Below are 26862 nucleotides of genomic sequence, written 5' to 3'. Positions count from 1 at the left end.
CCGGCGGGCCGCAGGTCCGCGCGGGCGGCCCGCCCGCCGGCGCCGGCGGCGGCCGGGGCGGCGGCATGCAGCCGGGCCAGGGCCGTTTCAACCTGTCCATCTATCATACGGTCCGGTTCACCGACACGGTGAGCATCCGCGACAGCCTGCCCGAGCTGGACCTGCTGGACGGGGATGCCACCGGCGCCCGCGGCGGCACCTCCCGCAACGAAATCCAGGTCCAGGGCGGTGTCTTCCGCAACGGCTTCGGCTCCTTCCTCAACGCCAACTGGCGTCAGGCGACTCGCGTCGACGGCGGCACGGGCGGCTCGGACCTGGCCTTCAGCGACCAGACCACGGTCAACCTGACCGTCTTCGCCGACCTGACCCAGCGGACCAGCTGGGTCGAGAAATTCCCGATCCTGAAGGGCACCCGCGTCACCTTCGGCATCCAGAACCTGCTCGACAGCCGCACCGAGGTGACCTCCTCGACCGGCACGGTCCCGCTGAACTACCAGCCCGACTTCCTCGACCCGGTGGGCCGCGTCTTCTCGATCAGCCTGCGCAAGATCCTGTTCTAGCGACCCCACCCCACCGTGCACCCTGGCGAAGGCCGGGGTGCACGGTGGGGTGGGGTCCGCCAGCAGACCTTGATCGCCGCTCAATCGAGTGGTTTCTCCATGAAAACCAGATAGGGCATCAAGCGCTCTGGATACGTCTGGTACGGCTCGATGGGCTTGAACCCCATCGATTGATACATGGCGATCGCCTCGGTGAGGCGATTGCCGGTGTCCAACTGCATGGTGGAATAGCCATCGGCGATCGCCGCGCCGATCAGGGCGTCCGACAGTTTTCTGCCCAGACCCAAGCCTCTTGCCCCATCGGTCACGAACAGCCGCTTGAGTTCGCAAACCGTGTCGGACAGACGCCGGTAAGCGCCACCCGCCACGACGCCATCCTTGCCCATGACCAGCAGGGTGCGCCCCGCGGGTTGACCGTATTTGTGCGCCAGCTCCTTCAGCTCTTCTTCCAGAGCCTGATAGCCGAAGACCTCTTCGACGAACCAGGGCATGTCGCCGTAACGCTCGCGGCACCATTCGACATACGCCCGGCAGACGCTTCCAAAAGCCTCGAAGTCCTCAGGGGTTTCCGCCACGACCAGAGTCGGCCCGGTCACAGGTTTTTGCACCATACTGAGGTCCCTCGAACTTCAACCGCGTGATCATACCGTTCGGCGGATCAAAACGGACCGCAATCGCATGCGTCCAATACTGCAGTGGGTGGAGAGCGGACGCCTCACTCATCAGGGTTCCAGCCCATCTCACCTAGCGGTAGCGACGGGCGGCAGCGTCAAGGCGTCGGTCACCGGTCTCCAGGCCCGAAACCGCGCCTGGGACCTGCTGCGACAGATATTGGCACCGGGACTTCAGGCGCGGGTACATGTCGCGCAGTAGGCGACGCGCCTCCTGCGGCGTCACGCCGGCCGCATTCATGACTATACCCACCTCGGCGCGTTCCACCTCGCGGCCCCGGTCATAGGCTGCGGTCTGTCGTTCGTCCGTCCAACCGGCTTCTCGTGAGCGCCGCTCGAAATCGTCGGCGAGGCGGTGCCCGACAGCGATATCGACGGTGTAGTAGGGCTCACACAGCGCGAACAGGGTCGATAGCCGCCCGAGGTGCTCACCCTCCGTTGTAAGGGCATCTGCCGCAGCGTCGGGCGGGTTATCGAGGTGCGGGGGGCAGGTCGGCACGGCATCGTCGGAGCGCTGGAGCCCGCCGATCACGACCTGGATGATGGGCTCCGGCCAGTGCTCATAATTGGCCATTCCTGGCGGCACGGTACAGACCGAAGTCGGGTCGGGACCGCGCGCCTGTCCGCCGACGTAGCGCACGATGAACCCTGAATAGGCGAGTCCCTGGGACTGGCCGTTCTCAACCTTCAGTATGGAACCGACATCCTGGCGACTTTGCAGGGCGAACCTCAGGGTTCCGGCGTCCGCATCGTTGACGGCCGCAGTCGATCGGTCCGTCGGCGGCAAGACGTCTCGCATCTGGATCCGGTCGACCCGGATCAGGTCATAGGTTCCGTCAGCGTTCTGACGCAGGATAGCCCGCTCGCCTGAGGCGACATTGAGCGTTCCCTGGACGTAAGTGGAGCTCCGGTTTCGAAACTGCTGCGGCGTCTCAGGATGGGCGACAGGCGCGTCCTGAAAGACCATCGCGGACAAAAGGGAGATCAACAACATAGCGCGCTCCGGTTGTGGCGGCTTCACTTAGCTCTCGCCAGCCAACCTTCGTCAAGCTGGGCCGCGGGGTGTCTTTCTCCTGGCTGTGGACATGCCGACCGTCTGCAACGGGTCGAAAGCGATCATCCCCCAGGACGGGGTCGCGGCAATGTAAATATGAGTTTATTCCTAATCACGTCTTGCGACCTCGCGACCGGCTCCCCACCTGTCCGTCGGGTCTTTGACAATCATCGCGCCGCGAGCGGGCCAACGCCCGCCTCCCTGTCGACCGGACGAAACAGGGGTCGCGTCAGATTTTTGAATCGAAACGACGTTTCTCTCGTTTCGTCCGTTTCGTCCGTTTCGTCCGCCAGTTTTCGTCCGGACGATCCGGACGTCGGGGATCAGGATTCGTCGGCCGGCGGCGTCTTGCGACTCCATCGCCGCTTCGGCTCCTCGCCGTTGGCCTTGGCCGTGATCTCCTTCAGCTTGCGGCCCTGCATCGACGACAGGGCTTGGCCCGGCGCGCCCTTCTCGGGATCGCCGAAGGCGCGGCCATAGGTCTTGATGCGGTCAGAGACGCCCTCGATGAACTCACCCTCCCAGTCGGACAGGGCGATCCCCGCCTTGTCGGCGGCGCGTTTGGCGCGTTTGAGGGCGTTCAGCGCCTTGCGACGCGCAGCCTCACGCTCGGCCTCGAACGGGCTGGGCGAGGGCTGGTTCTTCGTCTGGAAGCCCGCCCCGGGCTTGATCCCGGTCGAGCGCTTGAGTGACCCTGCCCCCTTGTTTCGGGGTTGGGTCTTCGGACCGCCCGAGAGGGGCGTCCGCTTCAGGATCAGATCTCGCCGAGCGCCGACAGATACAGGTCCAGGATCGCGTCCTCTTCCTGACGCTTGGCCTTGTCCTGTTTGCGGATGCGGATGACCTTGCGAAGGATCTTGACGTCGTAGCCCTCGCCCTTGGCTTCGAGGAAGACCTCCTTCATGTCAGCCATGATCGCGGCCTTGTCCTCTTCGAGACGCTCGATGCGCTCGATGATGGTCCGCAGACGACCCTGGGCCGTGGCGTTCATGACGTCCGGCGAGGCGTCGAAAGTGGCGTCGTCGGCCATGGGAGGTCTCCGTGTATCAGGCTGGCCGCCCTCGGGTCGCCCAGGGGGCGGCAGGGCAACAAAGAAGAGCGGGGACGCTAACCATGCCAGAGGCACAGGCTCAACGCCGGGCACGAAAAAGGTCGCGGACAAAGTCCGCGACCTGTGGGTAGTTCTCAGCTCAAGCAGGCGACGACCGCGTCGTCGCCGTTAGCGAACCGGAATGCCCTTAGCCCTGCTTCGCCTTGAAGCGCGGGTCCGTCTTGTTGATCACGAAGACGACGCCCTTGCGGCGAACGACCTTGCAGTCGCGGTGACGGGTCTTGAGCGACTTGAGCGAGCTGCGGACCTTCATGGTCGGAAATCCTTGGTGGCGCTGACGCTTGCCGCTCGGCGGCTCGCTGCTCAGTGCAGGCTAGGGGCAAATAGAAATAGAAAAGCCGCGCGGAAGCCCGGCGGCGGAGGCGTGCGTATAGCCAGACACCCCCCGGACGTCAACCCGAGTCGGTCCCGGATCAGTCGCCCACGAAGTCCTGGGCGAACTCAGGCGCATCCCCATCCTCGATCGGGTCCTCCTCCTCCGGTCCCGACCGCGACGGGTCCGGAACCTCGAACCCGACGGGCAGGGACAGGTCCAGCAGCCCTGCCGCCTTCATCTCCGCCGCGCCAGGCAGGTCATAGAGGCTGGCGAGGCCGAAATGCTCCAGGAACCGGTCCGCCGTCGCATAGGTCACAGGCCGCCCCGGCGTCCGCCGACGGCCCCTCAGCCGCACGAACCCCATCTCCAGCAGCAGGTCCAGCGTCCCCCGGGAGATCGAAACGCCTCGCACGCTCTCGATCTCGGCCCGGGTGACGGGCTGGTGGTAGGCGATGATGGCCAGGGTCTCCAGCGCCGCCCTGGACAGCCGGCGCGGCTCTTCCCGCTCCTCGGTCATCAGGAAGCCGAGGTCGCCCGCCGTGCGGAAGCTCCAGCGGTCGGCGACGCAGACCAGCTCCACCCCCCGCCCCTCATAGCGCGCCCGCAGGCCAGCGATGGCCCGCCCGACCTCGGCGCCCTCGGGCAGCCTTCGAGCGATATCCGCCGCCGACAACGGCCCGGCCGCCGCGAACAGCAGGGCCTCGACCCGCCGTTCGATCTCGCCTTCGTCGGGCGCGAACTGGACGCCGCTCATGGCGTCAGCTCCAGCGGCTGGCCCTGCCCGCGCCGCTTCAGCCAGACCTCGTCGAAGGCCTTCTCCTGACGCACATCCATCGCGCCCTCCTTGACCAGCTCGAGGCTGGCCGACAGGGTCGATGCGGTTAGACTGGCCTGGCTCGGCCCCTCGCCGTCACGGACAGGCGCGACCCGCTCCAGAGGCGTCCAGTCGGCCATACGCGGCAGGATCTCGCGCAGCCAGTCCCGCGCCGCCTCCAACGCATAGGCCTCGACCCTCTGGCCGGGATTGTAGTGCCGGGCCTGCTCCCGCCGCCGCTGACCGACATAGGCCGCCATCAGCTCGTACAGGCTGGCGTCGATCCGGTCGGACGGCACGATGACCGTCGCCTGCGGGTCCCCCCGCGTGAACACGTCCCGCTTCAGCTGCGGCCGGGCCAGCAGGGCGTCGGAGGCCTTCCGCATCGCCTCCAGCTTCTGCAGCCGGAAGGCCAGGGCGGCGGCCATTTCCTCCGCCGGCGGCTCGTCGCCCTTGCCCTTCTCGGTCCGGGGCAACAGCAGCCGAGACTTCAGATAGGCCAGCCATGACGCCATCACCAGATAGTCGGCGGCCAAGGAGAAGTTCCGCCGCCGGGCCTCATGCACGAAGGCCAGATACTGTTCCGCCAGCCGGGTGATCGACAGCTTCAGCAGATCGACCTTCTGCGTCCGTGCCAGGGCCAGCAGGACATGCAGCGGTCCCTCGTAGCCATCGAGATCGACCACGAAGGCGTCGCGCGCATCGACCTCCTGCGCCGCCGTGAAGTCCAGATTGGGCTGGAAGGCTTCCGACATTCTCTTTGCCTACCGCGCGTTCGCGCGACTTGAGGCGGGGGCCTGCGCCTCGCCCACGTCCGGTCCCTTCGAGGCGTCGAGCCGACCGCCCAGCAGGGCGTCGAACCGGTCGCGCGCCTCGCGGACATCCAGCGGCTCCGGCGTGTGAACGATCCGGGCCAGCGCTACCTCCGCTCGTTTCGCCGCCCCGCCCTTCAGCCGGTGCACGCCCTCGGCCACCTGACGCATCTCGGCCATGTCGCCGGTCCAGTGGATGACGAGGTCGCATCCGGCCTTCAGCGACCGCTCCGCTCGCTCCGTCAGCGTCCCCGAAAGGGCGTTCATGCAGAGATCGTCGGACAGCAGCAGGCCCCCGAAACCCAGATGCTCGCGGATCAGCTTGATCGCCTTCTTCGACTGGGTCGCGGGACGCTTCCGGTCGATGGCCGTGAAGACGATATGGGCCGTCATCCCGATGGGCATGTCCGACAGGGCCTTGAACGGTGCGAAGTCCCAATTGTCGAGCGCATCCAGATCCGCATGAACGGTCGGCAGTTCCTTGTGGCTGTCGGCGAAGGCGCGGCCATGACCGGGCATATGCTTGATCACCGGCAGGACGCCGCCGGCCAGCAGACCTTCCGCCACCGCCCGGCCCAGTTGGGCGACGGTCGCCGGATCCCTGGCGTAGGCGCGGTCGCCGATGATGTCGTGGGCGCCCGGCGTCGGCACGTCCAGCACGGGCGCGCAGTCGATGTTGATGCCCACCGCCTTCAGGTCGTGCGCCATCAGCCGTCCGCCCAGCCGCGCCAGTTCGCGGGCCGCGAGCCAATCGTTGGTCGCCTTCAGATAGGCATCACCCGGCGGGTATTTGCACCAGTACGGCGGCCCCAGACGCTGGACCCGTCCACCCTCCTGATCGACCAGCACAGGCGCGTCCCAGCCGACGGCGTCGCGCAGGTCCGACGTCAGGCGCAGGACCTGCTCCGGGCTGTCGACGTTGCGCCGGAACAGGATGAAACCCCACGGCCGGACGTCAGCGAAGAAGGCGCGCTCCTCCTCCGTCAGCACGGGCCCCGAGCAGCCATAGATGGCGGCGCTGTTCAAATCCCTATCGCACCAGGCAGTCGCCGCCACCGCTTTCGATGGCGGAACAGAAGGCGCGGGCGTCTTCGCGGCTGAGGCCCGTGAAGGTGGTGCGATAGACGGTCGAGCCGTTTGACGCGGTCACTTCCTGCACCCGCTTGGTGGCGTTGCGGGCGAACTGCGGGAAACGGGCGGCGACCGAGGCGTACTCCCGGTCGGCGATGGCCGTCGAGGAGAAGGCGCCGATCTGGACCGCAGCCGCTCCTCCGGCGCCGTTGGCGACCGGAGCCGGGGTCGTGGCGGCCGGGGCCGCAGGGCGCGTGGGCGCGGGCGTCGCGGGACGCGCGGGCGGCAGGGCCTCGGCGGTCTCGATCGGGCGCGGGGCGGGGCGGGGCAGAGGGATTTCGGGCGGCGGCGTGAAGGCCGGGGCGGCCGCATTATCCTCGCCCTGGTCGTAGAGACCGACGCCGGCTTCCGGATCGACAGGCTGGGCCTCCAGCGGGGCCTCGACCTTCAGCTGGGCGATGGGGGTGCCGACAGCCGGCGGCGCATCCGTCGAGGAGCGCAGGCCGGACCGATAAAACAGCACCACCGCGATGATCAGCACCAGCAGGACCCCGGCGCTGACGATCAGGGTCACCGGCGGGGCCTTGGCGGGCGGACCGCGTCGGGCGTCAAAGCCGCCGCGGTTGAACGGCAGGTCGTCATCGGTCGGCGGCGTATAGGCGCCGCGATCGCGGGGGCGTTGGTCGTCGTCATAGGACATGGTCGTCGCCTTCTCGGGGACCAGAGCGCGAATCGACGCTCCAGCCTGACAGTCTAGCCCCTGCAGCGTCTCTTTCGAATCACAGATCGAGGGCGAGGTCGAGGTTGAACAGCTTTCGGTGCTCCTCGATCGCATAGCGGTCGGTCATGCCCGCGATGTAGTCGCAGACGGCGCGCGCGCGCTTCTGCAGGTCCCCGGTTGCGGCCAGCTCGCCCCATTCCGTCGGCATGACCTCCGGCTCGGCCATGAACAGCTGGAACATGTCGGCCAGGATGCGCCGCGCCTGGCTGCGGGTCCGGTTGACACGGTAGTGACGATACATCCGCTCGAACAGGAACCGGCGCAGGACGCCCAGGTCCGCCATCATCGGATCCGAGAACTGGACCAGGGTCCGGCGGGCGGTCCGAACCGCCTCGACGGACCGGATGTTATCGTCGACCAGGCGCCGTTCAGTCTCTGCCAGGACATCCTCGACCATGACCCCGATCATGCGTCGCACGGCCTCCAGCCGGATCATCCGCTCGTTCAGATCGGGCCAGTCGCGGCGGGTCTGGTGCAGCACCGGACCGATCAGGGGCACGTCGGCGAGGTCGGCCAGCGTGAACAGACCTGCCTGAACTCCGTCGTCCACATCGTGGTTGTTGTAGGCGATATCGTCGGCGATGGCGGCGGCCTGGGCTTCCAGGGAGGCGAAGCTGTCCAGGCGCAGGCCCCAACCGGGCGCGAAGTCGGCGATGGCGCGCCAGGCGGGTTCGCCCAGCTTGTGCGAGACCGGCCCATTGTGTTTGACCACCCCCTCAACCGTCTCCCAGCTCAGGTTCAGGCCGTCGAAGGCCGGGTAGCGGGTCTCAAGCCTGGTGACGACGCGGAACGTCTGAACATTGTGATCGAAGCCGCCCCAGGGCTCCATCCGGGCCTGAAGTTCGTCCTCGCCCGCATGGCCGAAGGGGGGGTGACCCAGATCGTGGGCCAGGGCGACGGTTTCGGCCAGTTCGCCGTCCAGCCGCAGGGCGTGGGCCAGGGAACGGGCGATCTGGCTCACCTCCAGCGAGTGGGTCAGGCGGGTGCGGTAGTGGCCACCCTCGTGCGCCACGAAGACCTGCGTCTTTCCCTTCAGGCGGCGGAAGGCGGTGGAATGGATGATCCGGTCGCGGTCGCGGGCGAAGGCGTTGCGCGTGCGGCTCGGCGCCTCCGGAACAAGGCGTCCGCGCGAGTTGGCGGCCAGTTCGGCGTAGGGGGCGCGGGCGTCGGTCTGGCTCAAGCGCAATGTTCTCACGGATGGCCTTTGCGAACGGGCCTGTGCAGCCTCATATAGGCAGGCATGACCAGCGTCCAACCGGCCCCGACTGAACTGAAGATCGCGAAACGCGCGCCGGAGGGCATCGTGCTGGCCGATAGCGCCGCAAGGCGACTGGCCCGGCTGGCGGAGGTCGAGGGCCATCCCGTCCTGCTGCGCGTGGCGGTGGACGGCGGCGGCTGCTCCGGCTTCCAGTACCGGATGGACCTCGTCGAGACGGGCGAGGCGGACGACCTGCGGATCGAGACCGACGGTCAGGCAGCGCTCGTGGACCCGATCTCGGTTCCTTTCCTGAAGGGCTCCGAGATCGCCTGGGTCGATGAACTGGCGGGCGCCCAGTTCGTGATCCGCAATCCGAACGCGGCGACCAGCTGCGGCTGCGGCGTCAGCTTCTCGATCCTCTAGACGTCAGTCCCTGACCAGACCGCCGTCGACGACCAGATTCTGGCCCGTCACGGCCCGGCTCCAGGGCGAGGCGAAGAACAGGACGGCGTCGGCGAATTCCTCCGGGGTTGTCACCGAGCGCAGCGGCGTCATGCCTGCGATCAGGTCGAACACCGCGTCCGGCGTGGCCGCGCTGGCGTCGGTCGTCCGCAGCAATCCCCCTGAGACCATGTTGACGGTGATCCCCAAGGGTCCGAGATCGCCCGCGGCCGTCCGGGTCAGGGAAAGGAGCGCGGCCTTGGCGGCGGTATAGTCATGGTAGGGCACCACCGGGTTCTGGAACAGGTTGGTGCCGATATTCACCACCCGCCCGCAGCCGGCGCGGACCATGCCGGGCACGCAGGCCTGGATCAGGTTGAGGGCGCCGCGCACCACTGTCGAGAACTGGCTTTCCATCTCGGACCAAGCGATGTCGGTCAGCAGCGAGCGGCCATCGCCGTTGAAGCTGTAGTCGAGCGCGTTGTTGATGACGGTACTGACGGGCGCACCGAACGCCGCCTCGGCCGTCGCGACCATGACGTCCACCGCCGGGCGGTCCCTCACATCGGCCTGAATGGCGATCGCACGATCCCCGAGTTCGGCGGCGAGCGCCTCGGCCCTGTCGCCGCTGGCGCGCCAGTTGATGACGACCCGGGCGCCTTGGCCGGCGAAGGCGCGCACGACGGCGGCGCCGACGCCCCTCGCCCCGCCGGTCACCAGAACGACCTGCTCGCTGACCCTCATCCCTGTGCGCCCCGGGCCGGGAGAGTGTCCTGGAAGCGGACAGGACGACCGTGTGGCGCGCCGACCAGTTCGCCATCCGACATGACCACGCGACCGCGCACGATGGTGGCCATGGGCCAGCCAGTCGCCTCGAAGCCGTCGAAGGGTGTCCAGCCGCAGCGGCTGGACATGTGCTCGTGGCGAATGACGCGTCTGGCCTTGAGGTCGATCAGGGTCAGGTCGGCGTCCCAGCGCTCGGCCATCCGGCCCTTGTTCGCCATGTTGAAGATGCGCGGGGCGCCGGCCGAGGTCAGGTCACAGGTCTGGGTCATGGGCGCGGTCCGGTCGTGAAAAACATAGTCCGAAGCGTCCGAAGAGCCCGGATAGAACCGATCAAAAACACCGTCCGAAGCGTCCGGATCATCGGAGCTTTCGCTGCCATTATAGGTCAGGTTTGAGGGGCGCCGGGTTCGGAACCGGATTTTTTTTCGCCAGCAGGCCGCGCGCGGCGCGCAGCACCCGGTCGGCGGGCAGGCCGAGCATGTGGTGGATGGCCTGGTTCAGGCGCGGATCGACGGCCTTGAACTCCTCCAGAGACCGCTCGCCCCGGATCGAGACGCCCTGCCAGGGACCGACGAGGCTGTCGTCCGATGGGCCGAAAACGGCGACCGAGGGCACGCCCGCCGCGACCGCCAGCTGGGTCCAGATCGAGTCGCCGCCGACATAGAGGGAGGCGCGCGACAGGGCGGCGGCCGTCTGCAGCCGCGTCAGCTTGCCCTGGAGCTCGATCACCCGTTTGCGGGGAACCGCGAGGCGGATGGCGTGGGCGGCGTCGCGATCGGCCTCCTCGCCCACGATCATCAGACGGCCGCCCGCGAGCGGGCCGTCATCAGCCAGAAGCGGCGCGGCGACCTTGGCGAACCGTTCGGCCGGCCAGCGCTTGCCGATCCAGTCGGCGCCGGGGCCGATCGCCAGAAGCGGGGCCGTGTCGGGCCCGATCAGGGCGTCGGCAGCGGCATGGGTCGCCTCGCTGAAGAACAGACGCGGCGCGGGGATGTCGTCCAGATGGAGGATGCGAGCGGCCTGTTCGACGGCGTGCAGGCCCGGCAGGTCGGAGCCGCGCACGGCGCGCCTCTGGCGACGCAGGCGTTCCGAGAATCTCGTCCCGCGCATGTCGACGACGAGGCCCCAGCGGGTGTCGCGGACCTGGTTCCACAGGGCGATCCAGTCCCAGCGGCCGGTCCTGTCGAGCACGATCAGGCGGCGCAGGCGCGGGGTGTCGGCGAACAGGGGGGCGGAGGCGGCCGAACCGACGATGGTGAAGTCGGCGTGCGGCACGGCGTCGACGAGATGCGCGAGCGCGCCGGAGGACAGGACGGCGGCTTCCGCGTCGGCCTCGGCGATATAGAGAATGGGGAAACGCACGTTCATAGGCGCACCGTATACGGATTCTCTCGTGGCGGGCGTGAGGCGTCACCCTCCCCTTTTCGCCCGCCTCTCCCTATCTGATGCCCATGACCGATCGCATTGCCCGCCTCGACAGTCGCGCCCTTGTGAAGGTGAGCGGACCGGACGCGAAACCGTTCCTGCACAATCTGCTGACCCAGGACGTGGAGACGCTGGAGCCGGGCGCCCTGCGGTTCGGGGCGATGCTGTCGCCACCGGGGCGGCTGCTGTTCGACCTGTTCCTGTGGGGCGACGAGGATGGGGTGGTGCTGGACGTGGCGGCGGAGAAACGCGACGCCCTGATCCAGCGGCTGTCGATGTACAGGCTGAGAGCGAAGGTCGAGGTCGCAGCCGATCAGCGGCCGGTGTCGGTCAGCTGGCCGGGCGTCGCGGCCGGCTTCACCGCCGATCCGCGCACGGCGGGGCTCGGCGGGCGTGCCGTCGGCGAGTGTGGCGCGAACGCGAGCGAGCATGAATGGCAGGCGCACCGACTGGCGGTCGGGGTCCCCGACCCGACGCGGGACGTCGATGACGGGACCTATCCGATCGAGGCCAATTTCGACCTGCTGAACGGCATAGACTTCGCCAAGGGGTGTTTCGTCGGCCAGGAGACGACCTCGCGCATGAAGCGGCGGGGCGAGATCAAGAAGAGGATGCTGCCGCTGACTTTCGACGGCCCGGCGCCGGCGGCCGGGACAGAGGTGCTGAACGGCGAACTGCGCGCTGGCGAGGTCCTGACCGGTCGCGATGGGGCTGCGATGGCGCTGGTGCGGCTTGACCGTCTGGACGGAAATCTGTCCGTCGATGGGCGTCAGGCAGCGGTCTACCGTCCAGCTTACTTTCCAGTCTGACACGCGTATTCAGCCAAAGCTGAAACGATAAGTCCGGCTAAATGATGGAAAGATTTAGGCAATTGCCCAAGGCCGGACGCAACCAAACGTCACGGTCACGAGTATCTTCCTGCGGAACGGGCTCACAGACGCAGGATTTTCGGCATGTCCAAGACAGACCTCATCATCGACGCCCTCGACCAGCGGGTCGAACGCCGCAACGAGCGGCGGAAATTCTTCAAATGGGGCGGCGGCTTCGCTGTCGGCGCCGTCGGCGGCGCAGTTCTGGGCGCCTGTTCCAGCTCCAGTGACACGGCCGTGGCCCAGAACCCGCCCGCAGGTTCGCCCAACCTGGATGTCGAGATTCTGAACTTCGCGTTGCAGCTCGAGTATCTGGAAGCCCAGTTCTATTCGTTCGCCGCTTTCGGGACCGGCCTGCCGCAGAGCTCGCTGAGCGGCACTGGGACCCAGGGCGCGGTCATCGGCGGCCGTCAGGTCGCCTTCTCCGATCCCCTCGTTCGCCGCTACGCCAACGAGATCGCGGCCGATGAGGTCGCCCACGTCAACTTCCTGCGCACCGCCCTGGGCAGCGCGGCCGTGGCACAACCGGCGATCGACGTCGGCGGGACCGATCCCAACGGCGCCTTCTCCAGCGCGGCCCGCGCCGCTGGCCTCGTCGGGCCGGGTCAGGCCTTCGACCCGTACCTGAACGACAACAACTTCCTGCTGGGCGCCTTCATCTTCGAAGACGTCGGTGTGACTCTCTATAAGGGCGCATCGCCGCTGGTCACCAGCAAGGTGTTTCTGGAAGCTGCAGCCGGCCTGCTGGCCGCCGAAGCCTACCACGCGGGTCTAATCCGCACAGTGTTGTCGGCGAAGGGTGTTGCTGCTCCGACGCTACTGACCAGCGCGGATGCGATCTCGAACGCGCGCGACAGCCTCGACGGCGCTACCGATCTGGATCAGGGCATCAGCCCGACCGGCACGGGCAACGCGCAGGCGTCGAACATCTTCCCGGGCGATGCCAACGCCCTGGCGTTCAGCCGCACCGTGCAACAGGGCCTGAACATCGTCTATCTGAAGTCCGGCACAGGCCAGACCGGCGGCGGCTTCTTCCCCGCAGGCATGAACGGTCCGGCCGGCTTCCGCACAACCTGATCGCTGTAGAGACCCAAGGAGCCCCGCCCGTGGAAACACGGGCGGGGTTTCGCTTGTCCGGGGCGTGGTAAGCTGCGGGCATGACCGAATCCCCCGGACGCTGCGCCTGGTGCGGGACCGACCCGCTGTATGTCGACTACCATGACACCGAATGGGGCGTGCCCGAGTATGATGCGCGGGCGCTGTGGGAGAAACTGGTGCTGGACGGGTTCCAGGCCGGGCTGGCCTGGATCACGATATTGAGGAAGCGCGAGAGCCTGCGGGCCGCCTTCGCCGGGTTCGATCCCGACCTGGTGGCGAAGTTCGACGATGCGGACCGTGAGAGGCTGATGGCCGATCCCGGCATCATCCGCTCGCGCGCCAAGATCGAGGCGGCGATCCGGGGCGCGCAGATTTTCGTCGAGATGCGGGACAACGGCGAGGACTTCTCCGCCTGGCTGTGGTCGTTCGTGGACGGTCACCCGATCCAGACCCGCCCCGCCACCTTCGCCGATGTCCCGACCCAGACCCCCGCGTCGGTCGCCATGGCGAAGGCGCTGAAGAAACGCGGCTTCAACTTCTGCGGCCCGGTGATCGTCTATGCCTTCATGCAGGCGACCGGGATGGTCAACGACCATGTCGCCGGCTGCCTGCGCTGCGAGGAGGTCCGGGCCATGGGCGCGTCGTGACCTTGGTGATCCAACAATCACCCCGTGCACCCCGGCGAAGGCCGGGGGCCAGATCACGATCACGGGCGATCGGGATCGGGCGCCGTTTCCACAGATCGGAAGACCGGGTGTTCCAACTGGACCCCGGCCTTCGCCGGGGTGCACGGTGAGGGGCATGGGCAAGGCGTTCCCGACCCTGACGCTCGAGACCTTGCTGTCGCAGCGGGTCGGCGGGCTCGTGTGCGGCGTGGACGAGGCGGGACGCGGACCATGGGCCGGGCCGGTCTCGGCGGGCGCGGTGATCCTTTCGGCCGACAACATCCCCGAGGGCATCAACGATTCCAAGGCCCTGACGGCTGGACGGCGCGAGGGGCTCGCGGTCGAAATCAAGCGCTGCGCCGTCGCCTGGGGCGTCGGGTTCGCTTCGCCGGAAGAGATCGAGGCGCTGAACATTCTGCAGGCGACGGGCCTGGCCATGCGCCGGGCGATCGAGACGATGAGCGTGCAGCCGAAGGCGGCGCTGGTCGACGGCAACTACCGCTTCAAACTGCCCTGCGAGGTCGAGACGGCGGTGGGCGGCGACGGCCTGTCATTGTCGATCGCGGCGGCCTCGATCCTGGCCAAGACGGCGCGGGACCGGATCATGATCGAGATGGACGCTAAATACCCCGGCTACGGCTTCGCCTCGCACAAGGGCTACAATGCGCCGATCCACCAGGCGGCGCTGAAGGCCATGGGACCCTGCGCCATCCACCGGCGCAGCTGGGCGCCGATCCGGGCGCTGCTTTCCCCGTCGCCCGCTGGCCTTGTCATCCCGGCCGAAGCGAAGTGGAGAGCCGGGACGTGAGTCGCTGATTCTCGGCGGTGGCCCGGAGAGCGAAGCTCATCCGGGGCGATACGCGATCTGGCGACCTTGTCCCGGTTCAGCCCTGCGGGCCGCCCGGGACCGTTGAAGATACGACCTTCCCGTCCCGGCTCTCCGCTTCGCTTCGGCCGGGATGACAAGGTTGTCGGCGGCTATACCGCCATCATGGCGCCGAGCAGAGCGCCCATCAGCGCGGCGGCAACCGCGCCGATTACGACAATGATCCACCGGGGCAGTTCCTCGACCTCGGGTTGGACGCGATAGGTCGTGGGGGCAATGGCGTCGGTGCGGGACAGGAAGTCGTTGGCCGGGCGGCTGTCGAACCGGGTGGCGCCGGGCGCGCGCCAGGCGGCGGTCTGGTAGGCGGTCACGGCGTCGCGAACGGCACACGGACGCATGCGATGGCCTGGGCCCTGGGTCACGATCATCTCTTCCATGCCGACTTAACGACGCAGTGAGACCCTCGTTCCACCAATGGTCAAGCTGCGAGCGCGACGGGCCGTTCGGTGACCACGAACAGGTATTCGACATTGCGCAGACGCCCCACGGCCCCGACCTTTTCGCCCTTGGGATTGTGGATGCCGATGCGGGCGCCGACGTAGCGGGGGCGCGGGATTTCCACGACCTGAACATGGCCGCGCGCCGACAGCATCTCGACCAGCTGATCGCGGCTCAGATAGCCTTCGTCGTTGAAGGAGACGATCAGGTTGGGCGCGCGGATCGCCTCGATCACCGCCTGCAACGCCGGGCCGATGCCGGGGCGGGAGTTGAACGCGCTCTTCCTCGTCTTCACGTCGATCCGCTTGTTGGCGATCCCGTAGGTCTCGGGCCGGTCCCACAGGATCAGGCTTTCCCAGACATGGTAGTTCCCGAGGTAGGAGTGCTGGTTGTAGGGCGGGTCGAGATAGACGAGATCGCCGTCGAAGGCCGAGGCGATCTCGAGCGCATCGGCCTGTGTCGCGTGGCAGGGACCGGCGGCGACGGCGGGCTGAAGCGCCGGCATGCGCAGTTCGAGAGGCTTCAGCGCCCGCGCGGCCCAGGACTTCATATAGGCCATCTGCAGACCGGCGGTGGAATCGACCCGGTCGGCGGCCTCCATCAGGCTGACAAGGGCGATGGCCTTGAGTTCGGGCTCCAGCCCCATGACCTCGATCCGGTCGCGCATGGCGTCGATCCGGGCGCCATTCTCCGGCTTGAAATAGCGGGCGTCCTCGCAGAAGGCCTTGGTGAACCAGCCGGCGGCGGGGGGCGTGGCGGAGAGGTCGGCGAGGACGGCCTCGGCTCTGTCCGCCCAGACGTCGCGGTCGACCTGGACATAGGCGGTTGCGAGGGCGTGGGCATAGGCGTTGTGATCGTTGGACCAGACCCGGAAGCCCGCGCCCTTCAGGGCATGGCCGACGCGGGCCGTGCCGGAGAACAGGTCGCAGACGTGGCCGCCCCCCGGCAGCAGAGTGCGGACGGCGGCGACGATCGGATCCAGCAGGGCCCGCTTGGAGCCGAGGTATTTGATCATTCGCCCTCGCTAATCCTCCCCCGTCGAGGGAGGTGGCGCGGCGCATCTTCGCGCCGTGACGGAGGGGGCTCACCTCAGAGGACGGTGTCCGGGGCTGGCCCCCTCCACCACTTCGTGGTCCCCCTCCCCCGACGGGGGAGGATCAGCGCTTCGCCTTCTTCATCGGAGCATGCGCCAGTCGCAGGAGATTCGCAGCCCCCGGGGCGCCGAAGGGCGTGCCGGCCAGGATCAGGATGCGCTGACCGGGTTCGGCGAGGCCGTATTCCATGGCGGAGTTGACGGCGTCGTCGGTGACATCCTCAAGGCTGGTCGGCTCCTTGCCGAGGCGCGGTTCCAGACCCCAGACCAGCGACAGGCGACGCGCAGTGTCGGGGTTGGGGGTCAGGGCCAGCACCGGCTGGAGCGGGCGTTCGCGCGACATGCGCCGGGCCGTGCCGCCGAGCGTCGTGAAGACGACGATACAGGCGGTGGACTGGGCCTCGCCGGCCTTGCGGGCGGCGGCGACAAGCGCGTCGGCGTCGAAATCGTCCATGCCGGTGTGTTCGGCGTCCATCAGGCTGGGCCACAGGGGGTCGGCCTCGACCCGCTCCATGATCCGGTTCATGATCCCCACCGACTCCAGCGGATAATCGCCTGACGCCGTCTCGGCCGACAGCATCAGGGCGTCGGCGCCTTCATAGACCGCATTGGCGACGTCGGAGGCCTCGGCCCGGGTGGGCGCGGGCGAGGTCGTCATCGATTCCAGCATCTGGGTCGCGACGATGACCGGCACGCCGCGCTGGCGGGCGGCGCGGATGATGCGCTTCTGGGCGACGGGCACCTCTTCCGGCTCCATCTCGACGCCCAGGTCGCCCCGCGCGACCATGACGCCGTCGCAGTAGTCGAGGATGCTTTCGAGGGCATCGAGCGCCTGGGGCTTTTCGATCTTGGCGAGACAGGCGGCGCGGCCCTTCACGATCGACTTCAGCTCGGCCATGTCCTCGGCCTTCTGAACGAAGCTCAGGGCGACCCAGTCGACGCCGATGCGCAGGGCGAAGGCCAGATCCTCGCGATCCTTGGCGGTCAGGGCCGAGACGGGGACCACGGCCTCGGGCACGGCGACGCCCTTGCGATCCGACAGCTTCGAACCGCTCTCGACGGTCACGTCGGCCCATTCGTCGGTGCGCTTGCCCACGCGCAGACGGACCCGACCATCGTCGAGCAGCAGCAGCATGCCTTCGCGGAGGGCCTTGAAGATTTCCGGGTGCGGCATCTGAACCCGCGTCTCGTCGCCGGGCGTCGGATCCAGGTCGAAGCGCATCGTGTGGCCCGGCTTCACCGAGATCTCGACATCGGCGAAGCGGCCGAGGCGCAGCTTGGGGCCTTGCAGGTCGGCGAGGACGCCCAGCGGACGCTTCAGCGCCAGTTCGGCGCCGCGCACGGCCTTCAGGTTGGCGGCGTGATCCTCATGCGAGCCATGGCTGAAGTTCAGCCGGAAGACATCGACCCCGGCCTGGGCCAGGGCCTTGACCATGCCTGGAGCCCGGCTGGCCGGTCCCAGGGTGGCGACGATGCGCGCGCGGCGTGCTCTGTTCATGATGGTCCCGTTGGCCGGTCGCGTTTCCTGAGACGACGTTGTGCCACGAAACGCGCCGGGAGGAAGGACGGCTCCCTCACGGGAAACGAGAAGTGAGTCTCTGTTACCTGGCGCCGAGGCGACGAGCGATCCCGCTGACCGTGCGCTGGAGGGCGGAGGGGCGACGTTCGACCGCCGACGCCGCCGGAGCGACGACAGGGCAAGCGCCGGCCCCGAACAGTCCCAGATCCATGCAGCGACCCTCGACCGTTGTCGGGGCCTCGACGCCGACGACATTGGCCAGGGTCGGGGCGATGTCGATGGTGCGGATGGGGAAGAACCGCTCCTGGCCCTGCATGTTCGGAGACCAGAAGACGATCGGCACGCCGCGATCATAGTCCCAGGGCGTGCCGTGGGTGGACAGGGTGCCGCCGACGCGGCCCGGGACCGTGGTGGTGTTGGGCCATTGGGCCACGACGATGTCGGGCGAGCGGCCTTCGACGGCGCCGAGGCGGTGGCGCTGGAGCAGGGTCAGCTCCTGAGGGCTCAGGTTGCGCGGCGGCAGGGGCGAGGCCAGCACATCCTCGATCGTCCAGGCGCCGGCGACATTGGGCTCGGCGCGCAGCAGGGCGACGGCGGCAGCGGCGATCTGGTCCCGGCGACGGTCGGCCAGTTCGACGTTGCCCGCACCCACGACCATCAGGCCGGAGCCGCCATAGGACAGCGGATCGACGGTCAGGTTGAAGCGCGTCTTCAGCGCCGTGTTGATGCGGCCCAGCAGGGCCGGGTCGCCGCGCACCGCGTCGTCGTAGCCGCGCTCATGCATCCGCTCGGGGAAGTCGGAGCCGCCATGGTCGGCGGTCAGAACGACGACAACGCCGCCCGGCAGCTGGGACAGGCGATCGAGGAAGACGCCCAGGGCGGCGTCGAGCCGGTACATCTGTTCGCACATCTCCGGCCCCTGGGCGCCGAAGGCATGGCCGACGCGATCCGTGGCCGAGAGGCTGACGCCCAGGACGTCGGTGACGCCGCGACGCCCCAGCGACTGGGTGTCCAGCAACTCGGTCGCGGCCTCCAGCGTCAGCTCGTCGAGAATCGGCGAGGTATCCAGCTTGAAGCCCGTGGCGGGCGGCAGGGTGGCGTGGAAGGTCTGGGTTCCGATGGTCCAGTCACCTTCGAGGGCGCGGCACTCGGCGTGGGTGTAGGTCCAGGTCGGCGGAGAGGCGGCCAGACGGGCGTTGATGCGGGCGTTCAGGGCGGCGACGGGCGCCAGCTTCGCCTCGGCCGTCTGGCCCGGTTCGACGTAGGTGGTGAAGCCGAAGCCGTCGGTCATCCAGAAGGCGCCGTCGCCATGGTGGCCGGCCAGGTTGATGGCGCCGCGGTCCTTGCCGGAGACCGCGAAGATGCGGCTGGTCGGGCTCCCGGCCTTGAGCCAGTCACCCAGGGTCGTGGCGAGCAGCTGATCCGGGCCGACCGGGCCGTTGTCGGTGATGCGGCCATGCGCCAGCGTGTTCTGCGGCGCGGCAAGACAATAGACCTCCGCGCCGGTCGCACGGTCGATCCAGTCATTGGCGGGGATACCCGCGCTGGCCGGGTTGACGCCGGTCAGTATCGTGGCGTGACCCGGGCAGGTCTCGGTCATCGCATGCTGCTGGAAGCCATTGGCGTAGACGAGGCCGGTCGAGGCCAGGGTATGCAGGCCGCCGGTGAAGCGGTCGCGGTACTGGTTGAACAGATTCGAACTGAGCTGATCGACGACGATCGTCACGACCAGCGACGGGCGCTCGGGCGGAGGGCCGGCAGTCGCCGATAATGGAGTCTGGGCCATTGCCGCCGGGGCGATCAGGCAGGTCGCCAAGGTCAGCAGCAGGGGGGCGGACAGTCGGGACATCAAGGACACCGGAGCAGTTGCGATGGCCCCGCTTAGACCCACATCGTTACGTCTCCAAGACGCGCGTCGCGCCGCGTTGACAGGGTTGTGGGCCACAGCCTAGGTCCGCTGCGAAACGAGGGCGTCCATGAATAGATTTCAAGTCCTGATGCTGCTGGGCGCCAGCCTGCTGGCGGCCTGTTCCGGCGAACCCGCTAGGCCGGACAAGCCTGAGGCGCCCGTCGTTCAGGTCGCCGATGTAACCCGACTGACGGGCGATGCCGAGGCGGGGCGGATCGGCTTCGGCCAATGCCGCAGCTGTCATGCGGTCGAGGCCGGGGTGAACCGGGTCGGGCCGAGCCTGCACGCGATCGTCGGGCGACCGGTCGGGATGGTGGCGGACTATCGCTACAGCACCGCAATGGCCGCAGCGGGCGGAGCCTGGGACGAACAGCGGCTGTACGACTTCCTCCAGAACCCGCGCGAGCATGTGCCAGGCACGAAGATGACCTTCGTCGGCATCAAGGACGGCCAGCGCCGCGCCGACATCATTGCGTATCTGAAGACCCAGGCGGACTAGGTCCGCCTGTCGGGGCCTACATCGTCGCGCCGATGACCTGGCGGTATTTGCGGACCTGGCCGCCGCCGGCGACGGTCAAGGCGCGGGCGGCGACATCGTCGTCGGGATGAAGCCGGAGAACGGACGGGGAGGACATGGTCCTCCCCGCCTAGCATGAGGCAGTAGAAACGTCAGGCCGCAGGTGCGGCTTCGGCTTCAGCAGCGAGCTTCTTCTTCGAACGCCCGCGACCGAACCGGTAGACGGCGAAGGCGATACCGCCGCCGATGGCCAGGATGATGATCGTGGTGATCGGACGGAAGGCCAGCCAGGCCAGGGCGATGGTCACCGTGCCGACGATCAGGCCGAGCACGAAGCCGATCAGGCCCGTGCCCATCCGCACGATCGTTCCGGCCAAGGGCAGGACGTCGGCCAGCACCCCGAACGGCGCCAGGATCAGGCCGAAACCGACCATCAGCAGGACCATGCCGACGACGCGGATGATCCAGGCGATCATGTTGTTGGCGTCCTGGGCCGACTGGAACATGTCGCCGGCGGGCACGTCGCCGTCCGCGACCAGCAGGAATTCCGAGCCGTTGCGGGCGCGGTAGTCGAGGAAGTTGTCACCGTTCTGACGGGCGACGACGCTGATCTCCGACGCCGGGGTGACCTCGTATGAGACGCGGGTGTCGCCGATGCCGGGCGTCTGCGGGGTCTCGCCGAAGAAGATCGTGCCTTGCGACACCGTCAGGGTCGAAGCCTCGCCGGCGGCGGCCTCGATGGCGTCGGTCTGTTCTGTCAGGTCCACGGCCTCGGCGCCGCCGACCTGGCTGAGGACGTTCTCTTCCAGCCGATAATCACCCAGCGTCGCGTCAGTCGCATAGATGTCGGCGCTCTCGACCGACATCTCCGGGTTCTCGTGACCGGCCGGGGTGTTGAAGGCGCTGGAATCGATCGCGGTCGAGGACCAGGCCTTGGTGTAGGTGTAGGTGGTGACGGTCTCTTCGCCGCCGCCCAGCTTGGTGCGGCTCTCGGACTTCGACTCCTCCTGCCACTGGTACATCTCGGCTGTGCGCGACAGCTTCAGGCCTGTCGCGGCGACGCCGTACTGATTGTCCTCCAGCGGCGCGGTGACGACGGTCTGGCCGGTGACGTGGACCAGCTTCTGGTCGTTGGCGGGATCAATCGGAGAGGCAGGCGCCTCGACCACGGCGCCGGCGCCCTCGGTCAGGCCGCGCGCGACCTTGACGGCGTTGCCCTCGTTCCAGGCCAGGCCCCAGACGCAGGCGAAGATCAGGACGATGCCGACGAGAACGCCGGCGAAGGCCGAGCCGATGCGGCTGAACCAGCCCTTCTTGGTGGTGACTGTGACTTGATCCGGCATGTGAGCCCCCCACGAGCTATCCGGCCGAAACCCGGCCGTCAGGCGCGCAGATATAGCACCGCTTCATCGCTGAGATAGCGATGGCGCGCATACGGAAGCTGACAGAGCTTTCGATCCCCGTGAAGGCAGGGAGCACGGTGTTTTTACACGCCGCGCCAGTCCCGCCACCAGGTCACGAACCGGCCCAGCCCCTCGGCCAGGGCGACCCTGGGCGCATAGCCGGTCAGGGCGGTGAGCCTGGACACGTCGGCCCAGGTGGCGGTGACGTCCCCCGCCTGCATCGGGCGCATGACCTTGACCGCCTCGCGACCCAGCGCCGTCTCCAGGGTGGCTATCATCTCCATCAAGCCGACCGGGCTGGAATCGCCGATGTTGTAGATCTCGTGCCCACCCCGGGCAGGCGGCCTGTCCAGCACGCCCATGACGCCGTCGACGATGTCGTCGATGAAGGTGAAGTCGCGCGCCATCCGGCCCTCACCGAAGACCTGGATCGGCTCGCCCGCCATGATCTTCTCGGTGAAGCTGAAATAGGCCATGTCAGGCCGGCCCATCGGCCCATAGACGGTGAAGAACCGCAGGCCCGATTGGGGGAAGCCGTAGAGCGAGGCGTAGCTCTGGCTCATCAGTTCGCAGGAGCGTTTGGTGGCGGCGTAGAGCGAGACGGGGCTGACCGTCGGATCGTCCTCGCGGAAGCCCTGCCCGGCCAGCGGCCGGTCGCCATAGACCGAGCTGGATGAGGCGTAGACCAGGTGCTCGACGCTGTTGTGGCGGCAGGCCTCAAGGATCGACAGGTGCCCCTGCAGGTTCGAGCGCTGGTAGGCGAAGGGGTTCTCGATCGAGTAGCGGACCCCGGCCTGGGCGGCGAGATGGACGACCCGTTTCGCGCCCGATGAGCGGACCAGTTCGGCCATGGCCTCGGCGTCGGCGATATCCGCGCGCACCATGCGGAAGCCCGGATAGGTCGCCAGCCGCCCTGCCCGCAGCTCTTTCAGGGCGACGTCGTAATAGGCGTTGAAGTCGTCCACGCCGACGACGGTCTCTCCGCGTTGCAGCAGGCGTTGCGCCACGTGCATGCCGATGAAGCCGGCCGCTCCGGTGACAACGACAGTCATGAGGCTCAGCCCCGTCCGATGCTGGTGTAGGCGAAGCCGCGGGCGCGCATTTCCGCCGGACGATAGATGTTCCGCAGGTCCACGATGACGGGTGCCCTGGCCATCAGCTTGATCCGGTCGAGATCCAGGGCGCGGAACTGATCCCATTCCGTCAGAATCACGATCGCGTCGGCGTCCTGTGTCGCGCTGTAGGCGTCGTCCCGGTAGTCGACGTCAGGCAGAAGCTTCCGCGCCTCGTGCATGCTCTCGGGGTCATAGGCCTGGACCTTGACCCCGGCGGCGATCAGGGCGGGCACGATGTCGAGGCTGGGGGCGTCGCGCATATCGTCGGTGTTGGGCTTGAACGCCAGGCCCAGGATGCCGACGGTCTTGCCGCGACCGTCTCCGCCCAGGGCCTTGATGACGCGTTCCGCCATGGTCTTCTTGCGGACGTCGTTGACCTCGACCGTCGTCTCCACCAAGCGGACGGGTGCGCCGTATTGCTGGGCCGTGCGGACCAGGGCGACGGTGTCCTTGGGGAAGCAGGAGCCGCCGTAGCCGGGGCCGGCGTTGAGGAATTTCGAGCCGATCCTTCCGTCCAGACCGATGCCCTTGGCGACCTGCTGCACGTCGGCGCCGACCTTTTCGCACAGATCGGCGATCTCGTTGATGAAGGTGATCTTCAAAGCGAGGAAGGCGTTGCCGGCGTATTTGATCAGCTCGGACGTCCGGCGCGAGGTATAGATGACGGGGAAATCGTTGAGGCTCAGCGGACGATAGACCTCGGCCATCACGGCCTTGGCACGATCATCGTCCGTACCGACCACGACGCGGTCCGGGCGTTTGAAATCCTCGATCGCGGCGCCTTCGCGCAGGAACTCGGGGTTCGAGACGACGGCGAAGTCGGCGTTCGGGTTCACCCGGCGGATGATGGCCTCGACCTCGTCGCCGGTGCCCACGGGAACGGTCGACTTGTTGACGATGACGGTAAAGCCCTGGATCAGGCCCGCGATCTCCTCGGCGGCCGCATAGACGTAGGACAGGTCCGCATGGCCGTCGCCGCGCCGCGTCGGCGTGCCCACGGCGATGAAGACGACATCCGCTGAGCGGATCGCCTCGGCGCCGTCCAGGGTGAACTCCAGACGGCCGGCCCTGACGTTGTCGGCCACCAGCTGTTCCAGGCCGGGCTCGAAGATCGGGATCTCGCCCCGATTCAGCCGCTCGATCTTCGAGGGATCCTTGTCGACGCAGACCACGGTGTGGCCGAAGTCGGCGAAACAGGCTCCGGACACCAGGCCGACATAGCCGGTGCCAATCATCGTGACGCGCATCAAAACATTCCCAGCGAGAGCGCGGGCAGCCTTAGCCCAGTCATCCCGGCGGCGCAAAAGGCGGGCGATACGCCCTGTTAAGCCTGTCCCCTTACCCGATCTTGAGCCGGACCCGTCAGGGTAGGCGCATGACCGACGCCTCCCGCTTCTCCCTGCCCGAAGCTGTTGCGACCGATCGCCGCCAGCAGGCGCGGGCACCCTTTCGCAAGGCGCGGCGTGAGCACGAGCGCGTCCGCCTGCTGGGCCAGACTGTCGACCTGGTCAGGCCAGAGGAGGTTCTGCACCACGTCGAGACCTGGGTCGAGGCGCGCCGCAAGGTCCTCATCGCCAATCACAACCTCAACAGCCTCGCCCTGCTTCAGAAGCACCCGAGGCTTCAGCGCTTCTACGACAGGGCCGATCTGGTCGAGGTCGATTCCACGCCCCTGATCCATTTCGCAAGGCTGCTGGGCCTTCAGGGCAAGGCGTTTCACCGCTGCACCTATCTGGACTGGCGCGACCACTTCTGGAGCCTGGTCGACCGCAAGGGCTGGCGCGTGATGTACATCGGCGGTGCGCCGCCGGTGGTCGAGCGGGCGCGCGGCCGTCTGGCTTCGGAGTACCCGAACGCCGACATTCGCGCGCGTGACGGCTTTTTCGTCGCCACCCCGGGCTCGCGCGACAATGCGGTCGTGGTCGCCGAGGTGAAGGCCTTCGATCCGCACATCCTGTTCGTCGGCATGGGCATGCCGCGTCAGGAGCTGTGGATCCTCGACAATCTGGACGCCCTGCCCGACTGCGCCGTTTTCTCGGTCGGCGCCGCGTTCGACTATGAGGCCGGTGAGCAGAAGGCCGCGCCGCGCTGGATGGGTCGGATGGGCCTCGAATGGCTGTTTCGCCTGGTCCATGACCCGAGGCGGCTGGCGCGCCGCTATCTGATCGAGCCGTGGAGCCTGAGCCATCTGATCGTCGCCGATGTCTGGACGGCGATCCGGACGAAACGGTTCGGCCGGGCCTAGACCGCCAGGGGCGAGGTGGTGATCGCGACGCGGCCCGCACGGCCCGTCGCCTGCACCTGGGTCCGCGTCTCGCCCTCGAGCCGGACCGCCGACAGCACATTGGTCGCATAGGCGCCGGTGTCGACGCCGATCCGGCGCGCATCGGAATGGACCGTCTCGGCGGGGCTGTGGCCGTGCACGACCACCTGCTCGAACAGGCCTGCGTGATCCAGGAACGGCTCACGAATCCACATCAGATCTTGGGGCGACTGGACTGCCAGGGCGACGCCAGGCCGGGCGCCGGCATGGGTGAAGAAATAGTCGCCGATCGAGGTCGACATCTCCTGGCTGGCCAGCAGCTCGCGGTGGGAGTCCGGCAACGCCTCGTCGAGCGCTCGCGAGGCATCGGCCCAGGCCAGCGTATCGCCGCGCATCGGGGGCGGACTGACGCCGTAGGACACCAGGGTGTCGCGACCGCCGTCGTCGCACCAGGACGGGCCGACCTGGGGATCGCGCAGGAAGGCCTCCATCCGGTCCTCGTGGGCGCCGCGGATGAAGCGAACCTCCAGCCCCGGATCGGCCGCGAGATTGATCAGCTGATTCAGGACCCCTTTTGAGTCGAGACCGTGATCGACAGAGTCGCCGAGGAAGACGACGACCTTGCGCTTGACCTCGGCCGCATACAGGTCGGCGCGGATGGCCTGGATCAGCCGATCGGCCAGATCGGAACGCCCGTGGATGTCGCCCACCGCCCAGATCACGCAGTCGGGCGGCGTGCGCGACGCCGGCCGTGCAGGCCGATTGGGGAACAGGCGGGAGAGCATGCCGATCACATGCCTCCTCGCTTCCCCACGTTCAAGCCGAACCCGGGGGCGACGACCTTAACGCCGGAGGATCAGTCGTGGATGAAGTGGGGAACGAAGCGCGAGACGTTTCGCGTGATCCGGCCTTCGTCCTCGCGCACCGACATGCCGGCCGGTTCCTCGCCAACCACCCATGAGCCGATGATGGCGTGACGGCCGTCGAACACGGGCGGAGCGTGGACGGCCTGGAGGATGGCGCGGCCGTCGTAGCCGCCGTCCTTTCCCTGTTCCGTACCGCCGGGCTCGATGATCGAGATGTTGTCGCCCTCGCGGGAGAAAAGCGGCTTGCGGACGTGGGCGGAGGACAGGGCCGAGGCCCCGGGATCGTCCTCGAACCAGCTCTCCAGCAGGTTAGGGTGACCGGCGTGGCGTTCCCACAGCAGCGGCAGGATGCCCTTGTTGGACAGGATCGATTTCCACGCCGGCTCCAGCACCGTGATATCGGCGTGGGGCAGAGGCTCGGCGTAGTCGTCGCGCAGCATCTGTTCCCACGGGTAGAGTTTGAACATGGCCTGGATCAGCCAGTTCTGCTCGTCCACAAACCGCCCGTCGGCGTTCAGGCCGATGTCGCCGATGGCCACGAATTTCGGGTCGAGACCGGCCTGTCTGGCGATATCCTCAAGGAAGCGGACGGTCTGGCGATCCTCGACGAAATCGGGGTCCGACGAGAAATGCACGAACCCGCCCATCGGGAAGATGGCGCGGAAGCGGGCGACCAGTTTCTCATGCAGGCTGTTGAACTGGTCGGCGGCGGCCGGGATCGAGCCGTCGGCGATCCGGTCTTCCAGCCACAGCCACTGGAACACCGCGCTCTCATAGATCGAGGTCGGGGTGTCGGCGTTGTACTCATAGAGCTTGGCGGGGCCCTGGCCGTCGTAGGCGAAGTCGAACCGGCCGTAGAGCGACGGGTCGCCCCGCTTCCAGCTGTCGGCGACGTAGTCCCTGAGCTTTTCCGGGATGTCGAGCAGGCCCATCAGCCGTTCGGACTTCACCGCCTCGTCGACGAGATCGAGACACATCTGATGCAGTTCGGCGGTCGGCGCCTCGATCCCCTCCTCCACTTCCTGGAGCGTCAGGGCATAGGCGACCTCGTCGGACCAGTAGGGCTCGCCCGACGTGTGGTGCCAGGTGAAGCCGAGGCTGTCGGCCTTGGCCTGCCAGTCGGGACGTTCGGGGAGGATAAGGCGTTGCATTTTAACTCCAATCCTCCCCCGTCGGGGGAG

At 67.7% G+C, this 26862-nt stretch carries 28 protein-coding genes and 2 pseudogenes; 8 read left to right on the top strand and 22 right to left on the bottom strand.

The window, feature by feature from the left end; genetic code table 11:
• A pseudogene (locus tag ACP7AB_RS13790) lies at positions 1 to 560 on the top strand (TonB-dependent receptor); the annotation flags it as partial.
• Positions 561 to 640: 80 nt separating this feature from the next.
• On the opposite strand, the gene ACP7AB_RS13785 reads toward ACP7AB_RS13790, so the two are convergent.
• The 10 genes from ACP7AB_RS13785 to ACP7AB_RS13740 form a co-directional block, all read right to left on the bottom strand.
• Positions 641 to 1171, bottom strand: a complete 531-nt coding sequence (locus ACP7AB_RS13785) for a GNAT family N-acetyltransferase (protein WP_425992881.1) — start codon at positions 1169 to 1171, stop codon at positions 641 to 643.
• Positions 1172 to 1304: 133 nt separating this feature from the next.
• Entirely contained in the window at positions 1305 to 2225 is a 921-nt protein-coding gene (locus ACP7AB_RS13780; protein ID WP_425992883.1) for a hypothetical protein, read from the bottom strand.
• 383 nt (positions 2226 to 2608) lie between these two features.
• A complete protein-coding gene (locus tag ACP7AB_RS13775) occupies positions 2609 to 2869 on the bottom strand; it encodes a hypothetical protein (RefSeq protein ID WP_303694247.1) in 261 nt (86 codons plus the stop codon).
• A gap of 170 nt (positions 2870 to 3039) precedes the next feature.
• Positions 3040 to 3315 carry a DUF2312 domain-containing protein gene (locus tag ACP7AB_RS13770; protein WP_303693971.1) on the bottom strand — a complete coding sequence of 92 codons (276 nt, stop codon included), beginning with the start codon at positions 3313 to 3315 and terminating at the stop codon, positions 3040 to 3042.
• A gap of 208 nt (positions 3316 to 3523) precedes the next feature.
• Positions 3524 to 3649 carry a type B 50S ribosomal protein L36 gene (gene ykgO, locus ACP7AB_RS13765; RefSeq protein WP_008263184.1) on the bottom strand — a complete coding sequence of 42 codons (126 nt, stop codon included), beginning with the start codon at positions 3647 to 3649 and terminating at the stop codon, positions 3524 to 3526.
• A gap of 160 nt (positions 3650 to 3809) precedes the next feature.
• Positions 3810 to 4466, bottom strand: coding sequence for an SMC-Scp complex subunit ScpB (scpB, locus tag ACP7AB_RS13760; protein ID WP_425992885.1), 657 nt, complete (start codon positions 4464 to 4466; stop codon positions 3810 to 3812).
• Entirely contained in the window at positions 4463 to 5281 is an 819-nt protein-coding gene (locus ACP7AB_RS13755; protein ID WP_425992887.1) for a segregation and condensation protein A, read from the bottom strand. Before ACP7AB_RS13755 ends, scpB begins: the two co-directional genes overlap by 4 nt.
• Before the next feature lie 9 nt (positions 5282 to 5290).
• The gene (gene nagZ / locus ACP7AB_RS13750; RefSeq protein WP_425992889.1) at positions 5291 to 6364 is read right to left on the bottom strand and encodes a beta-N-acetylhexosaminidase; all 1074 of its coding nucleotides are present in this window, start codon (positions 6362 to 6364) and stop codon (positions 5291 to 5293) included.
• 4 nt (positions 6365 to 6368) lie between these two features.
• Complete coding sequence (locus tag ACP7AB_RS13745; protein ID WP_425992891.1) at positions 6369 to 7109, bottom strand: SPOR domain-containing protein; 741 nt, start codon at positions 7107 to 7109, stop codon at positions 6369 to 6371.
• A 79-nt stretch (positions 7110 to 7188) separates the two neighbouring features.
• A complete protein-coding gene (locus tag ACP7AB_RS13740; protein ID WP_426046163.1) occupies positions 7189 to 8376 on the bottom strand; it encodes a deoxyguanosinetriphosphate triphosphohydrolase in 1188 nt (395 codons plus the stop codon).
• A 54-nt stretch (positions 8377 to 8430) separates the two neighbouring features.
• On the opposite strand from ACP7AB_RS13740, the gene erpA reads away from it, so the two are divergent.
• Positions 8431 to 8811: an iron-sulfur cluster insertion protein ErpA gene (gene erpA, locus ACP7AB_RS13735; protein WP_425992894.1), complete on the top strand. Its 381-nt coding sequence runs from the start codon at positions 8431 to 8433 to the stop codon at positions 8809 to 8811.
• Between the two features lie 3 nt (positions 8812 to 8814).
• Here the strand turns inward: erpA and ACP7AB_RS13730 are convergent, their stop codons facing one another.
• The 3 genes and pseudogenes from ACP7AB_RS13730 to ACP7AB_RS13720 all read right to left on the bottom strand — a co-directional run bounded on the left by ACP7AB_RS13730 (position 8815) and on the right by ACP7AB_RS13720 (position 10983).
• Entirely contained in the window at positions 8815 to 9573 is a 759-nt protein-coding gene (locus ACP7AB_RS13730; RefSeq protein ID WP_425992896.1) for a 3-oxoacyl-ACP reductase, read from the bottom strand.
• A pseudogene (locus ACP7AB_RS13725) lies at positions 9570 to 9869 on the bottom strand (dihydroorotase); the annotation flags it as partial. The gene ACP7AB_RS13730 and the pseudogene ACP7AB_RS13725, both read right to left, overlap by 4 nt.
• 124 nt (positions 9870 to 9993) lie before the next feature.
• Positions 9994 to 10983 (bottom strand): glycosyltransferase family 9 protein, encoded by a 990-nt coding sequence (locus ACP7AB_RS13720; RefSeq protein WP_425992898.1) that lies wholly within the window; start codon positions 10981 to 10983, stop codon positions 9994 to 9996.
• 83 nt (positions 10984 to 11066) lie between these two features.
• On the opposite strand from ACP7AB_RS13720, the gene ACP7AB_RS13715 reads away from it, so the two are divergent.
• The 4 genes from ACP7AB_RS13715 to ACP7AB_RS13700 all read left to right on the top strand — a co-directional run bounded on the left by ACP7AB_RS13715 (position 11067) and on the right by ACP7AB_RS13700 (position 14480).
• Positions 11067 to 11849, top strand: coding sequence for a YgfZ/GcvT domain-containing protein (locus ACP7AB_RS13715; RefSeq protein ID WP_425992900.1), 783 nt, complete (start codon positions 11067 to 11069; stop codon positions 11847 to 11849).
• Between the two features lie 144 nt (positions 11850 to 11993).
• On the top strand, positions 11994 to 12986 hold the full coding sequence (locus ACP7AB_RS13710; RefSeq protein WP_425992902.1) for a ferritin-like domain-containing protein: 993 nt from the start codon (positions 11994 to 11996) through the stop codon (positions 12984 to 12986).
• A gap of 80 nt (positions 12987 to 13066) precedes the next feature.
• Positions 13067 to 13654, top strand: coding sequence for a DNA-3-methyladenine glycosylase I (locus tag ACP7AB_RS13705; RefSeq protein ID WP_425992904.1), 588 nt, complete (start codon positions 13067 to 13069; stop codon positions 13652 to 13654).
• Between the two features lie 154 nt (positions 13655 to 13808).
• A complete protein-coding gene (locus ACP7AB_RS13700; protein WP_425992906.1) occupies positions 13809 to 14480 on the top strand; it encodes a ribonuclease HII in 672 nt (223 codons plus the stop codon).
• A gap of 170 nt (positions 14481 to 14650) precedes the next feature.
• Here the strand turns inward: ACP7AB_RS13700 and ACP7AB_RS13695 are convergent, their stop codons facing one another.
• From ACP7AB_RS13695 to ACP7AB_RS13680, 4 genes are all read right to left on the bottom strand, one after another.
• A complete protein-coding gene (locus tag ACP7AB_RS13695; protein WP_425992908.1) occupies positions 14651 to 14920 on the bottom strand; it encodes a hypothetical protein in 270 nt (89 codons plus the stop codon).
• A 56-nt stretch (positions 14921 to 14976) separates the two neighbouring features.
• On the bottom strand, positions 14977 to 16011 hold the full coding sequence (locus ACP7AB_RS13690; protein WP_425992910.1) for a DNA adenine methylase: 1035 nt from the start codon (positions 16009 to 16011) through the stop codon (positions 14977 to 14979).
• Positions 16012 to 16153: 142 nt separating this feature from the next.
• Positions 16154 to 17587: a pyruvate kinase gene (gene pyk / locus ACP7AB_RS13685; protein WP_425992912.1), complete on the bottom strand. Its 1434-nt coding sequence runs from the start codon at positions 17585 to 17587 to the stop codon at positions 16154 to 16156.
• A gap of 103 nt (positions 17588 to 17690) precedes the next feature.
• Entirely contained in the window at positions 17691 to 19457 is a 1767-nt protein-coding gene (locus tag ACP7AB_RS13680; protein ID WP_425992914.1) for an alkaline phosphatase family protein, read from the bottom strand.
• Between the two features lie 127 nt (positions 19458 to 19584).
• On the opposite strand from ACP7AB_RS13680, the gene ACP7AB_RS13675 reads away from it, so the two are divergent.
• Positions 19585 to 20016: a c-type cytochrome gene (locus tag ACP7AB_RS13675; protein ID WP_425992916.1), complete on the top strand. Its 432-nt coding sequence runs from the start codon at positions 19585 to 19587 to the stop codon at positions 20014 to 20016.
• Between the two features lie 170 nt (positions 20017 to 20186).
• Here ACP7AB_RS13675 and ACP7AB_RS13670 read toward each other — a convergent pair whose 3' ends face one another.
• The 3 genes from ACP7AB_RS13670 to ACP7AB_RS13660 all read right to left on the bottom strand — a co-directional run bounded on the left by ACP7AB_RS13670 (position 20187) and on the right by ACP7AB_RS13660 (position 23799).
• Positions 20187 to 21377 carry a TMEM43 family protein gene (locus ACP7AB_RS13670; RefSeq protein ID WP_425992918.1) on the bottom strand — a complete coding sequence of 397 codons (1191 nt, stop codon included), beginning with the start codon at positions 21375 to 21377 and terminating at the stop codon, positions 20187 to 20189.
• 143 nt (positions 21378 to 21520) lie between these two features.
• Positions 21521 to 22489 carry an SDR family NAD(P)-dependent oxidoreductase gene (locus tag ACP7AB_RS13665; RefSeq protein ID WP_425992920.1) on the bottom strand — a complete coding sequence of 323 codons (969 nt, stop codon included), beginning with the start codon at positions 22487 to 22489 and terminating at the stop codon, positions 21521 to 21523.
• 5 nt (positions 22490 to 22494) lie between these two features.
• Positions 22495 to 23799, bottom strand: a complete 1305-nt coding sequence (locus tag ACP7AB_RS13660; RefSeq protein ID WP_425992922.1) for a UDP-glucose dehydrogenase family protein — start codon at positions 23797 to 23799, stop codon at positions 22495 to 22497.
• A 128-nt stretch (positions 23800 to 23927) separates the two neighbouring features.
• Between ACP7AB_RS13660 and ACP7AB_RS13655 the strand changes: the two genes are divergently transcribed.
• Entirely contained in the window at positions 23928 to 24797 is an 870-nt protein-coding gene (locus ACP7AB_RS13655; RefSeq protein ID WP_425992924.1) for a WecB/TagA/CpsF family glycosyltransferase, read from the top strand.
• Here the strand turns inward: ACP7AB_RS13655 and ACP7AB_RS13650 are convergent.
• Together ACP7AB_RS13650 and ACP7AB_RS13645 are read right to left on the bottom strand one after the other, a co-directional pair.
• On the bottom strand, positions 24794 to 25600 hold the full coding sequence (locus ACP7AB_RS13650) for a metallophosphoesterase (RefSeq protein WP_425992926.1): 807 nt from the start codon (positions 25598 to 25600) through the stop codon (positions 24794 to 24796). The genes ACP7AB_RS13655 and ACP7AB_RS13650 overlap by 4 nt on opposite strands.
• 71 nt (positions 25601 to 25671) lie before the next feature.
• On the bottom strand, positions 25672 to 26832 hold the full coding sequence (locus ACP7AB_RS13645) for a glutathionylspermidine synthase family protein (protein ID WP_425992928.1): 1161 nt from the start codon (positions 26830 to 26832) through the stop codon (positions 25672 to 25674).
• Positions 26833 to 26862 lie beyond the last annotated feature (30 nt).

Source organism: Brevundimonas sp. TWP3-1-2b1 (assembly GCF_049896165.1).
GTDB lineage: Bacteria > Pseudomonadota > Alphaproteobacteria > Caulobacterales > Caulobacteraceae > Brevundimonas > Brevundimonas subvibrioides_B.
This window is presented reverse-complemented; position numbering and strand designations above follow the sequence as displayed.